Genomic DNA, 11811 nt, shown 5'->3' with positions numbered 1-11811 from the left:
ATCGTGGCCCGCCATGACGACGATGCGACACCCCGCGCGGGAGGTAGCCGCCGACCTGGAGGCGACCGTTCGCCTTCCCGCGCAACCGCGCCGGACCGGTCGGCTCGCCGTCATCGACGGGCTGCGGTTGATGGCGGCGCTGATGGTGGCGCTGTTCCATTTCACCGGTCTCAACCTCGCGGACTCCTGGGGCACCGGCGCCAAGGCGGTGGTCTTCCCCCGCCTGATCCACATCACGTCGTGGGGCTGGCTGGGCGTCGAGCTGTTCTTCATGATCAGCGGGTTCGTCATCTGCATGAGCTGCTGGGGCCGCACCGCCGGAGCGTTCGCCCGGTCCCGCGTGGTCCGGCTCTTCCCCGCCTACTGGCCGGCGGTGCTGATCAGTGCCGCCGTGGTGATGCTCTGGCCGGTCGCGCGGGATCCGATCACCGTGAACCAGCTGGTGGTCAACCTGACCATGCTCAACGAGCCGCTCAAGGTGCCGTCCGCGGACCTGTCGTACTGGACACTGTGGGCCGAGGCCCGGTTCTACCTGCTCTTCGGCCTCTTGGTCTGGTACGGCCTGACCCTGGAGCGGGTGCTCTGGTTCGCCTACGGCTGGCTGGTCGTCGCCGTCATCACGGTCAACGTCAAGGAACCACTGCTCACCACCGTGTTCCAGCCGACCTATGCGCCGTACTTCGTGGCCGGCATCGCGTTCTACCTGATCCACCGGTTCGGGTCGGACATCCGGATCTGGGGTCTGGTCGCGTTGTCGTGGGCGATGGCCATGCACATGCTGGTGGCGCGGGTCGCCTACGAGGCCAAGGCCCTGCACCGGCCGATGTCGCTGACCGTCGGCATGCTGATCGTCACGCTCTTCTTCGTCCTGCTCGGTGCCGTCGCCCTGGGCTGGTCGTCGCGCGTCCAATGGCGCTGGCTCACCGTGGCCGGCGCGCTGACCTACCCGTTCTACCTGCTGCACCAGCACATCGGGCTGACCATCATCCACGCCATGCAGGACGTGCGTCCCCGCCTGCTGACGCTGGCCTTCGTGATCCTGGTGATGCTGGGCGCCGCCTGGCTGCTGCACCGGCTGATCGAGAAACCGCTGGCACGCGTCCTCAAGCGGAAACTGGAGCAGGCGTCGGCGGCTCCCCGTGACAGCCGCCGACAACCTCACTCCGCGGTCAGCCGATAACGGCTTCGACCCGTACCGTGGTGCCGGGCGCGGCGGCCGGCACCAGGTTGCCGGGCACCGGCACACCGTCCACCAGCACCTCGGTGACCCGGCTGGTCGCGCCTTCCGCGCGACGCACGGTGATCTCGTAGGTGGCACCGCGGAACGACCGGGTCACCTCGAAGCCCGGCCAATCGGCGGGCAGCACCGGGTCGATGCGCAGGCCATCGAAGTCGGGGCGGACGCCGAGGATCCACTGGGTGATCGCGACGAAGTTCCACGCGGCGGTGCCGGAGAGCCAGGAGTTCTTCGCCTCGCCGTGTGTCGGCGCGTCCTTGCCGGCGATCATCTGGGCGTAGACGTACGGCTCACAGCGGTGCACCTCGCTGATCTCCTCCCGGGCGGACGGGTTGAGCCGCCGGTAGTAGTCGAAGGCGCGGTCGCCGTTGCCCACGATCGCCTCGGCGATCATGATCCACGGGTTGGTGTGGCAGAAGATCCCGGCGTTCTCCTTGTAGCCCGGCGGGTACGAGGAGATCTCGCCGAGCTCGATGCGATAGCTCGAGTACGCCGGCTGCTGGAGCACGATGCCGTGCGGGGTGGCGAGCCGCTCCGCCACGCTGTCCAGCGCACGCTGGGCCAGGCCGTCCTCGATACCGACCCCACCGAGGATGCACATGCCCTGCGGCTCGATGAAGATCTGCCCCTCGTCGTTCTCCCCCGAGCCGATCACGTTGCCGTAGAAGTCGTACGCCCGGCGGAACCACGCGCCGTCCCAGCCGTGCTCGGCGATGCTGCCGGCCATCTTCTCCGCGGCGGCCCGGTAGAAGACCTCCTCACCGTCGCGTTCGAGCAGCCGGGCGATCCCGGCGAGCTCCTTGGCGGCGAGCACGAACTGCCCGGCGATGAAGACCGACTCGGCGACGCCACCGCTGGCGTTCTCGGTGGTCTGGAACGGCTCACCCGGGGTGTCCGAGAAGCAGTTCAGGTTGAGGCAGTCGTTCCAGTCGGCGCGCCCGATCAGCGGCAGCCCGTGCGGGCCGAGCCGCTCCAGCGTGTAGCGCAGCGAGCGGCGCAGGTGCTCGTAGAGCGGGACCTCGCTGCCCGGCTCGTTGTCGAACGGCACCGGCACGTCGAGCAGCGCCAGGTCACCGGTCTCCTTCAGGTACGCCGCGACGCCGAGGATCAGCCACAGCGGATCGTCGTTGAAGCCCTCGCCGATGTCGTTGTTCCCGCGCTTGGTCAGCGGCTGATACTGGTGGTACGCCCCGCCGGTCGGCTTCTGGGTGGCGGCGATGTCCAGGATCCGCTCCCGGGCCCGCTCCGGAACCATGTGCACGAAGCCGAGCAGGTCCTGATTGGAGTCGCGGAAACCCATGCCGCGGCCGATGCCGGACTCGTAGCCCGACGCGGACCGGCTCATGTTGAAGGTGACCAGACACTGGTACGCGTTCCACACGTTGACCATGCGGTCGGTGTCCTGGTCCGGGGTCCGTACCCGCAGCCCGCCGAGCAGTGCGTCCCAGTACGCGCGGAGATCCGCGTACCCCTTCTCGACGGTCTCCGGCCGCAGCCAGCGCTCGATGACCGGCCGGACCCGGGTCTTGTTCAACGTCTGTGAGCCCGGCGGGTCGAACTTGTCGTCACGCGGATTCTCCGCGTACCCCAGCAGGAAGTTCACCTCGCGGGTCTCCCCCGGCGCGAGCGTCAGCCGCACGTGGTGGCTGCCGATCGGCTGCCAGCCGTGCGCGATCGAGTCGGAGGCGGCGCCACGCTCGACCGCGGCCGGCCGATCCCATCCCCGGTACGCGCCGAGGAACGCCTCCCGCTGCGTATCGAACCCGGCCAGCGGCTCGGAGCAGGCGAAGTAGGCGAAATGGTCACGCCGCTCCCGGTACTCGGTCTTGTGGTAGATCACCCCGTCGACCACCTCGACCTGCCCGGTCGAGAAGTTGCGCTGGTAGTTGGTGGCGTCGTCCTGCGCGTCCCAGAGGCAGAACTCGATCGACGAGAAGAGGGACAATTCGGCCGCCGAGTCGCGGTCGTTGGTCACCCGGACCCGCCAGACCTCGAGGGTCTCGCCAAGCGGAGCGAAGTAGAGCGTCTCGGCACGAATGCCACCGCGTGCCGACGCGATCCTGGTGTAGGACAGCCCGTGCCGGCACTCGTAGTCGTCGAGCTCCCGCTCAGGCGTCGGCTGCCACGACGGCGACCAGTAGTCACCGGTGGCGTCGTCGCGGACGTAGACGTAGCGCCCGCCCACGTCGAGCGGTGCGTTGTTGTAGCGGTACCGGGTCAGCCGGCGCAGCCGGGCGTCACGGTAGAACGAGTACCCACCCCCGGTGTTGGAGACGATGCCGAAATAGGCGTCGGTGCCGAGGTAGTTGATCCAGGGCAGCGGCGTGTCCGGCTGCCCGATCACGTACTCGCGCTGATCGTCGTCGAAGTGCCCGTAGCGCAAAAGGTCCTCCCCGGTGGCGGGTGGGCCGGCCCGACACCGTGCCGGTCCGGCTATGGGAGCGCTCCCATAGATCGACCATTTTACCGACTGGGAGCGCTTTCCGGACCCATCGATCAGGTCATTACCACCGAAACTTTCGGCCCCGCCTCGTAACAGGGCCGTCCGATTCCGGCAACAAGCTTGCAGCGCTGCAGCTCGGCCCAGGCAGACGGCCGCGCAAGGCACACCGGCGGCGGCGCGGCATGTGCCCACGCAAACCCGGCGGCGTACGCAGAAAGCGCGCCCACCGCGGCACGGCACCCCGCCCGGCGGTCACCCGAGCACCCGAAGCGGCGATTGATCGCGCGATGGAGCGGGGCGAGTACGGAAGGTGGGCGCGGGGGCACGGAACGCCGGCGGCGTGGGTGCGGGGCGCAGGCGTGGGGCGGCGCGAGGCGCAGGCGTGGGCGACGCGGGGCGCAGGCGTGGGCGGCGCGGGCCGCAGGGCGCGGGCGTGGGGCGCGGGCGTGGGGCGCGGGCGTGGGCCGCGGGGCGCAGGCGAGCGAAGGAGCGGGCAGAGGGCTGGGCGCGGAGCGCAGGTGCACAGGTGCGCAGAGATCGAGGCGCGCAGAGCGCGGGTAGGCAGGTGCGCAGAGAGCAGGGCAGGGCGCAGAGCGCAGGTGCGCAGAGAGCACGCAGCGGCACGAGCGCACCCCGGCCCGCCGTAGGACGCGCCCTGAATGCGGCCGTCGTCTCGGGTGCCGGCACCCGTTGGGGGCGCTGCCGTTATTGCCGGGTGCTGACTAACGTGCTCGACTTCGCCCCGCCCCAGGCGGCGACCAGGCAAGATCCGGGAATGGGTGACACTCAGACCGATCTCGCCGCCCTTGAGGCCGCACGCCACCGCATCCGCGACGCCTACCTGCGACCGGTCGGCGACCGGCCGTCCAGCACCGCCCGCGGCCTGCATCACACCGCCCTGATCAGCAGCGATGTCGAACAGACCGTCCGCTTCTATCAGGACCTGCTCGGCTTTCCGCTCACCGAGCTGATCGAGAACCGCGACTACCCCGGCTCATCGCATTTCTTCTTCGACATCGGCAACGGCAACCTCCTCGCCTTCTTCGACCTGCCCGGGCTGGACCTGGGCCCCTACGCGGAGGTCCTCGGCGGGCTGCACCACATGGCCATCTCGGTGGACCCGCAACGCTGGGACGAACTCGTCGCCCGGCTGAGCGAGGCCGGCGTCGAGCACACCGTGCACAGCGGGGTGTCCGTCTACTTCCAGGATCCGGACGGCGCCCGCATCGAACTCATCGCCGACCCGCTGGGCGAGATGTACGGCACCAAGGTCCTCTGACCGCACAGGCGCGCCAGGAGCCGACGGATCAGCGCCCACACAGACACGATGTGGGGGCCGCCCAGGCGCGGCAGCGATGCCGGCGGCCAACGGCGGAGCAGATCAGGTCCCGGCCGGGGCGCGGTAGGCGGGTGGTGGACCACGCGCGGAAGCGACGCCGGGCGATGCTGACGGCAACGACCGAGCAGATCAGGTCCCGGCCGGCCGCGGTGGGCGGGTGGTGGACCAGGCGCGGAAGCGAGTCCGGGCCATGCTGACGGCCAGCGGTGCGGCGAGCAGTCCGAGGATCATCACCCCCCAGTTGCGCTCGACGACGGCCTCGACCACGACGTAGAGCCCCCAGCCGATGACGAAGACGGTCGCCAGCAGAGCTGCGGCGGGGCCGCGCCACCACGGACCGCGGCGGACGGGCTCGGCGTCGGCGAGCTCGCGTGCGTACTCGTCGAGGGAGGGGAACTCCTCGGACGGGAGGGCGCCCGTCTCAGCGACGTGGGCCCGCGCCTCGGCGACCAGCTCAGCGGCACGCTCGGCCGGCACGTCGAAACGGCCCACCAGGACAGCCCTCAGCCGGGTGAACCAGGCGCCGGGATCGATAGGGTCGCCGTTGGCGCCGCGACCCCGGCCACCCCCGGCGGCCAAACCGGAACCAGCCGGATCCGAAACAGCCGGGCTGGAGTCGGCCAGGTCGGAATCAGCCAAGCCGGAATCGGCAGGGCCGGAATCAGTCAGGCCGGAATCGGCAGGGCCGGAACCGGGTGACCGGCCGGTGGCGACCGCAGCCGGCGCAGGGCCGGGATGGGTCAGATACCAGCAGGCGAACAGCGAGACGGCCAGCAGGACCAGCACCGGGAGCTCACCCATCCGGGTCTTCGGCAGATAGGCGAAGGCGGACGCCGCGGCCAGCACCAGAACACCGGCCGCGGCGAAGCCCCACGGGGCCAGGCGCGGATGGCCGGCGGCACGCAACGCGCCGGGAACGCTGGCGAAGGCCAGCGCGGCCGCGGCGACCAGCACGGTCCCGGTCAACCCGGCGACGGTGAGCGGGATGGTGAGACCGCGGTTCGCCCAGGCGCCCACCAGAGCGACCAGGATGCCCTGGCAGGCGACCAAGAACAGCCCATCGGTGACGTAATCCCAAGGGGTCTGGCCATGGGCGTCCCGGCCGGCGAGCAGCTCCGGGTTGGTGGCGGCCACGTCGGCCGCGAACTGCTCGGGCGTGCCCAGCGCCTGCCTCGCGTCCTCGTCGCCGCTCACGGCGTGATGCTCGCGAGCCTCCTCGATCAGCGGTGTCGCCTGGTGATATCCGATACCGCGTCGGCCCAGGGCTTGCCTGGCCTGCCACTCCCAGTGGTCGAACGAGGCCTCGTAGTCATCGATCGCGGACATCATGCCTCCGTCGTCTGCTCGAGAAAGCGGCTCATGGTGTCCGCGAAGCGGCTCCAGGACTCCCGCTGCCGGGCCAGCCGCTCCCGGCCGGCCTCGGTGATCGCATAGACCTTGCGGCCGGGGCCGCCCTGGCCGGCGTGCCAGGTGGCCTCGACCACGGCGTCGGCCTCCATCCGGTTGAGCACCGGGTAGAGCACGCCGCCGCGGATCGTGCCGAGCCCCTGCTCGGTGATCCGCTGGCCCAGTGCATAACCGTGCCGGTCGCCGTCGGTGAGCGCGGCCAGGACGGCCAACTCGAGCGCGGCCCGCACCCAGCCGGCTTCCGGGTCTTGCGACATGCCGCCCCTCCCACCCGATCAGATTCACCACTAAAGCTCGACATCGACTAGACAGGTTTCCCGACTAGTCGAAACTCAGACTAGCAGCAAACAAGAAGGCCCGCCGCCCCAGGGCGGCGGGCCAGAAACCGGATCAGTCCGTGGGGAGCCAGACCCGCATGCTGGACGGGCCGCGGTTGGCCCAGGCGTGATAGGCCACCAGCGGGATCTCGCCGAGATCGTCGGCGACCACCGAGGGTGGCTCAGCCGCATAGGGCGACTCCCGGTCCGCGATCGAGATCCGCCGGCCGCGTACGACGACCCGGCCGTCGACCAGGCGCGGAGGCGTCTCCGCGTCGATCCGCACCTCGTCGACGCCCATCCCGTCCGGCAGGTCCACGGATTCGAGGGCGTACACCAGCGGCCCCCGCTCCACCGCGACGCACCCGCGCACGGCGTCGACCCGCGGGTCGGGATGGGTGAAGCGGGGCATCATCGGCAGGCAGAGCAGCGCCTCGTCACCCCGCTGCCAGCGGCGCCGCTCGCTCACGTACCCCGGCTCGGCCTCCCAGGTGTGCCCACCCACCGTGAGTGTCGCGCCGTCCCCGGCCCAGGCCGGTACCCGCAGCGAGAGCGTCCACGGCTCGTCCGAGTCCTGGTCGACGCGCACCCGGATCTCTCCGTCGGCCGGATACCGCGTGGTGACCGTCAGCCGGCCGTCGATCGTCCCGGTCACGTACTGGTGCAGCTGGATCCCGTCGTCGTCGGAAGTCGCCACGTAGCCGCTCAGCCCGGCCACGGTGCGGGCCACGTTCGTGGGACAGCAGGAGACATCGAACCAGGGCGCCCGCACCGGCGCGGTGGGCCGCGGGTGCGGCCGGTCCGGGTCGGGCGGCGGTCCGGGCGCGCGGTGGTGCAGGGTGTTGGCGTAGAAGAAGGCCCGCCCGTCGGCCGCCGGGGAGGTGGCGACCACGTTGTAGAGCGTCCGCTCGATCAGGTCGGCGGCGACCGGGTCGCCGTGGGCGAGCAGCAGCCGCCAGGCCACCATCACCGAGCCGACCGACGCGCAGGTCTCCGAGTACGCCCGGTCGGGAGGCAGCACGAAGTCCTCGCCGATCGCCTCGTCCTGGTGCCGGGAACCGATGCCGCCGGTCAGGTAGACGCGCCGGGCCACGGTCCGCCGCCACTGCCCGGTCACCGCGTCGAGGAGCTCACCGTCGCCGGTCTCGTCGGCGAGATCGAGCGCACCGGCGGCCAGGTACACGGCCCGGACCGCGTGCCCGCGGAACACCGTCGCCTCGCGGATCGGCAGGTCGTCCTGGTAGTACTCGCGGCCCCATTCGATCTCCGGCAGCACGTGCCGGCCACGCCGTTCCAGGAAGAGCCGGGCCTGTTCCAGGTAGCGGGGCTCGCCGGTGACCCGGTAGAGCTCGACCAGCGCCGGCTCGATGACCGGGTGCCCGTCCACGGTGGCCAGGCCGTCGGCGCCGAACGTCGCGCACACCAGGTCGGCGGCCCGGCAGGCGACCCGCACCAGCAGGTCGTCGGGGTGCCCGGTACGCGCCCGGGCCACCGCCGCCTGGATGAGGTGTCCCAGGCAGTACAGCTCGTGCCCCCACGCCAGATCCGACCAGCGGGCCCCCTGCCCGGGCCGTCCGAACCAGGTGTTCAGGTAGCCGTCGGGCTGCTGAGCCGCGGCAACCCGGGCCACGATCGCGTCATACCGCTCGGCCAGCACCGGGTCCGGGTCGCGACCCAGCTCCCAGGCGAGTGCCTCGAGGTACTTGTAGATCTCGCTGTCGGAGAACTCACGGCCCCGGCGGTCGCCCGGGTCCGCGGCGAAGTTGCCGAGCCAGCCGGCTCGTTCCAGCCAGTGGTCGATGTGCGGCAGGATCGCCCGCCGGTTGCGGTCCTGGAGCTCGGCCCAGAACCCGTCGAGGATCCGCACCCGGTCCGGGGCAAGCGGTCGCAGCCTGGATCGGCGTGGCCGTACGGGTCCGCCTGTCTCGTCGGTCATCGCTCAGCCTTTCAGTGCGCCGGACATGAAGCCGCGGATGTACTGCCGTTGGAGGGCGAGGAACAGCAGGATGCACGGGAGTGCCAGCACGACCACACCGGCTTCGGTGGCGCCGTAGTCGATGATCCCCATGACCTGTTGGCGCAGGTTGGCGACGGCCAGCGGCAGGGGCGCCTTGTCGGCGTCGCTGATCAGCACGAGCGGGGTGATGAAGTCGTTCCACGCGGCGAGGAAGGCGAACAGGCCGACCGTGATCAGGCCGGGCCGGACCGCCGGCAACAGCACCCGCAGCAGCGCGCGGACCGAGCCGCACCCGTCGACGAGCGCGGCCTCCTCCAGCTCGATGGGCACCGCCTCGAACGAGATCCGCATCATGAACGTGGCGAACGGCAGCTGGAACATGGTGAGCACCAGGGCCAGCCCGAGCAGCGAATTCTGCAGCCCGATGCGGTTGAGCAGCACGTAGAGCGGGATCAGCAGCGTCGCGTACGGGACCATCAGGATGGCCAGGGTGAGCAGGAAGAGCGCGTTCTTGCCGGGGAACCGGAACCGGGCGAACGCATAGCCGCCGAGCAGCGAGACGGAGAGCGTGAACAGCACGGTCAGGCCGGAGACGATCACGCTGTTGAGCAGGTACTGCCAGATGCCGGCCTGGTAGTCGGCGAGGGTGCCGTAGTTGGCGAATCCCCAGCCGTCGGTCTGCGCGGTGCCGCCCTGCGGTGAGACCGACGCGAAGCCCGCCCAGAGCAACGGGAAGAGGAACAGCAGCGCGAGCGAGCCGGTGAAGACGTAGTAGGGCATCCGCCGCATCAGCTCTCCTTTCCACTCAGCCAGCGGAACTGTCCGGCGTTCAGGATCAGCAGGGCGCCGAGCACGATGATCGAGAGTGCCGCCGCGAGGCCGAGGTCGTTGGCGCCGGCGAACGCGGCGTTGTAGATGAGCTGGACGATCGTGACCGTGCTGTTGTCCGGGCCGCCCTTGGTCAGAATGTAGAACTGGTCGAAGGCGAGCAGCGAGCCGGTGACGCAGAGGATCGTGCACAGCGCGAGCGCCGAGCGCAGCAGCGGCAGCGTGACCGAGACGAAGGTTCGCCAGCGGCCGGCACCGTCCATCTCGGCCGCCTCGTAGACGTCGGCGGAGATGCCCTGCAACGCGACGAGCAGCAGGAGCATGTAGAAGCCGGCGAACCGCCAGACGATCAGCGCGACCGTGGACCAGAGCGCACGGTCCGGGGTGCCCAGGAACGAGCCGACGCCGAGGAAGCCGAGCGGGCTGCTCTGCGGCGAGTAGAGCGCGTAGAACAGCAGGGACGCCGAGGCGAGTCCGAGCGCGCTCGGCACCAGGATCGCGGTACGCAGGAAGGCGCTCCACCGGGTCGCCTCCTGGACGAGCAGCGCCAGCCCCAGGGCGAGCACGATGAGCAGCACCGTGGTGATCACCGTGTACTTCACGGTGAACCACACCGCCGGCCAGAACAGCCGCTGGCCGACCGCGTCGACGAAGTTCTCCGGCGCGTTCAGGCCGCGGTTGCCGGCGAACAGGCCCCAGTCGGAGACCGACATCTGGGCGACCAGCAGGACGGGGACGGCGAAGAAGATCAGGACGAAGAGCGCGGTCGGCGTCGCGTACGCCCAACCGGTGAGTGCCTGGCGCCGGCGCCGAAGCGGGGTTGGGGCCGCCCCCGGGCGGGCCGGGGGCGGCTTGTGCAACGTCGCGGTCACTGCCCGAGGACCTCGGTGATCGCGCTGTTGCCGGCGGTGGGGTCGGTGCCGCCGGCGAAGACCTGGTCGCGGAAGAGCGCGACCCACGGGCTGCCGGCCGCGTTGAAGGCCTGCTGGAAGTTCTTCGCCACCGGCGTCTTGCTGGCCGGCGCACCGGCCACCTCGTTGATCGCCAGGACCCGCGGGTCCTTGCGGGAGTACTCGTTGTCGGCGAGATCGGCCCGCGAGACCACGGTGTTGTTGGCGGCGAGCACCTTGACCTGCGCGTCCTCGGACATCATCCAGGACAGGAAGTTCCACGCCTGTGCGGTCTTCTGCGAGTCCTTGGAGATGCCGATGCCGTCGCCGCCGACGAAGGTGGAGGCGCCGCCACTGACGCCGGGCAGCGGGGTGACGCCGACCTTGACGGTCTTGTCGGCGGTGGCGAGCAGGGTGGCCGGGTACGGCATCACGCCGATCCGCCCCTCCTGGAAGCCGGCCACCCAGGTCGCACCGGTCTCGTCCCGGCTGCTCGGGTCGACCGCGCCGGCGGCCCACAGATCCCGCCAGGTCGAGTAGACCTGCTTGGCGGCGTTGCCGGCGAGCAGCGACTCGGTGCCGTCGGCGTTCATCACCTCCTCGCCGGAGGCCCAGACCATCGGGAACCAGGTGAAGACACCGCAGCCGCCGCAGTTGCCGCCGAACGAGGTGCCGTAGGTGCCCTTCTTGTTGAGTTTCTGGATGGCGAGGGCGTGGTCCTTGAACTCGGTCAGGTTCGCCGGGCCCTTCTCCGGGTCCAGGCCCGCCTCGCGGTAGAGGTCCTTGTTCCAGAACATCACCGAGAGGTCGAGCACGAACGGCAGGACGTACTTCTTCCCCTCGCGGGTGCCGGCCTCGAGGTGGCCCTTGTTGATCTGCCCGACGTACGGCAACGCGTCGATCTGCTGGGTGAGGTCGGCGAAGAGGCCGGCCTCGGTCCAGTTCGGCACGTAGACGATGTCCGCGGCGAACAGGTCGGGCAGGTCGCCGCTGCCGGCTGCGGCACCGACCTTCGCCACGTAGTCGTCGTTCGGCACGATGGTCAGCTCGACCTGGTTCTTATGGCTCTTGTTGTACGCGTCGACGAGCAGTTTGGCCTGCGCCTCCAGCGGAGCGCGGGTCCACAGTGTCAGTTTGGCGCCGTCGTCGGTGCCCTCGGTGCCGCCGGTGTCGACGGCGCCGCTGTTCTCCTCGGCGTCGCCGCCACAGGCTGTGAGCCCGGTGGCAAGGACGACGGCCATCACGGCGGTGAGAATGCGTCGGGTTCTGGTCATGGACCATCTCCAGAGATCGGCCTGGTGATATTCCGAAAACGCTTTCCGAAAGTAACCTCAGTCACATCGATGGTCAAGAGTGTGCGAGGCGCTACCGTGTTGTCTGTCGTCGCGCGATA

At 70.2% G+C, this 11811-nt stretch carries 9 protein-coding genes; 2 read left to right on the top strand and 7 right to left on the bottom strand.

Features of this window, described 5'->3' with window-relative positions; genetic code table 11:
• Positions 1–13 precede the first annotated feature (13 nt).
• Positions 14–1180 (top strand): acyltransferase family protein, encoded by a 1167-nt coding sequence (locus I4J89_RS41675; protein WP_230860490.1) that lies wholly within the window; start codon positions 14–16, stop codon positions 1178–1180.
• Here I4J89_RS41675 and I4J89_RS41670 read toward each other — a convergent pair.
• Positions 1170–3620 carry a glycoside hydrolase family 94 protein gene (locus tag I4J89_RS41670; RefSeq protein WP_196419738.1) on the bottom strand — a complete coding sequence of 817 codons (2451 nt, stop codon included), beginning with the start codon at positions 3618–3620 and terminating at the stop codon, positions 1170–1172. The two genes, I4J89_RS41675 and I4J89_RS41670, sit on opposite strands and share 11 nt — an antisense overlap.
• 835 nt (positions 3621–4455) lie before the next feature.
• Here I4J89_RS41670 and I4J89_RS41665 point away from each other — a divergent pair.
• Complete coding sequence (locus tag I4J89_RS41665; protein ID WP_196419737.1) at positions 4456–4959, top strand: VOC family protein; 504 nt, start codon at positions 4456–4458, stop codon at positions 4957–4959.
• Between the two features lie 189 nt (positions 4960–5148).
• Here the strand turns inward: I4J89_RS41665 and I4J89_RS41660 are convergent, their stop codons facing one another.
• From I4J89_RS41660 to I4J89_RS41635, 6 genes are all read right to left on the bottom strand, one after another.
• Complete coding sequence (locus I4J89_RS41660) at positions 5149–6345, bottom strand: tellurite resistance TerB family protein (protein WP_196419736.1); 1197 nt, start codon at positions 6343–6345, stop codon at positions 5149–5151.
• Positions 6345–6683, bottom strand: coding sequence for a PadR family transcriptional regulator (locus I4J89_RS41655; RefSeq protein ID WP_196419735.1), 339 nt, complete (start codon positions 6681–6683; stop codon positions 6345–6347). Before I4J89_RS41655 ends, I4J89_RS41660 begins: the two co-directional genes overlap by 1 nt.
• Positions 6684–6816: 133 nt before the next feature.
• Positions 6817–8679 (bottom strand): glycoside hydrolase family 127 protein, encoded by a 1863-nt coding sequence (locus tag I4J89_RS41650; RefSeq protein ID WP_196419734.1) that lies wholly within the window; start codon positions 8677–8679, stop codon positions 6817–6819.
• 3 nt (positions 8680–8682) lie between these two features.
• A complete protein-coding gene (locus tag I4J89_RS41645; protein WP_196419733.1) occupies positions 8683–9489 on the bottom strand; it encodes a carbohydrate ABC transporter permease in 807 nt (268 codons plus the stop codon).
• Complete coding sequence (locus I4J89_RS41640) at positions 9489–10400, bottom strand: carbohydrate ABC transporter permease (RefSeq protein ID WP_309238705.1); 912 nt, start codon at positions 10398–10400, stop codon at positions 9489–9491. Before I4J89_RS41640 ends, I4J89_RS41645 begins: the two co-directional genes overlap by 1 nt.
• Positions 10397–11692: an ABC transporter substrate-binding protein gene (locus tag I4J89_RS41635; protein WP_196419732.1), complete on the bottom strand. Its 1296-nt coding sequence runs from the start codon at positions 11690–11692 to the stop codon at positions 10397–10399. Before I4J89_RS41635 ends, I4J89_RS41640 begins: the two co-directional genes overlap by 4 nt.
• Between the last annotated feature and the right edge of the window lie 119 nt (positions 11693–11811).

Source organism: Actinoplanes aureus, from assembly GCF_015704865.1.
Classification (GTDB): domain Bacteria; phylum Actinomycetota; class Actinomycetes; order Mycobacteriales; family Micromonosporaceae; genus Actinoplanes; species Actinoplanes aureus.
Note: the sequence above shows the minus strand (reverse complement) of the source record. Positions and strands in the feature narration are given on the sequence as shown.

Bases quoted from the DNA above. Each gene is read 5' to 3' on its own strand.
- I4J89_RS41645 (WP_196419733.1), bottom strand. From the start codon at position 9,489: ATGCGGCGGATGCCCTACTACGTCTTCACCGGCTCGCTCGCGCTGCTG.
- I4J89_RS41635 (WP_196419732.1), bottom strand. From the start codon at position 11,692: ATGACCAGAACCCGACGCATTCTCACCGCCGTGATGGCCGTCGTCCTT.
- I4J89_RS41675 (WP_230860490.1), top strand. From the start codon at position 14: ATGACGACGATGCGACACCCCGCGCGGGAGGTAGCCGCCGACCTGGAG.
- I4J89_RS41655 (WP_196419735.1), bottom strand. From the start codon at position 6,683: ATGTCGCAAGACCCGGAAGCCGGCTGGGTGCGGGCCGCGCTCGAGTTG.
- I4J89_RS41660 (WP_196419736.1), bottom strand. From the start codon at position 6,345: ATGTCCGCGATCGATGACTACGAGGCCTCGTTCGACCACTGGGAGTGG.
- I4J89_RS41665 (WP_196419737.1), top strand. From the start codon at position 4,456: ATGGGTGACACTCAGACCGATCTCGCCGCCCTTGAGGCCGCACGCCAC.
- I4J89_RS41650 (WP_196419734.1), bottom strand. From the start codon at position 8,679: ATGACCGACGAGACAGGCGGACCCGTACGGCCACGCCGATCCAGGCTG.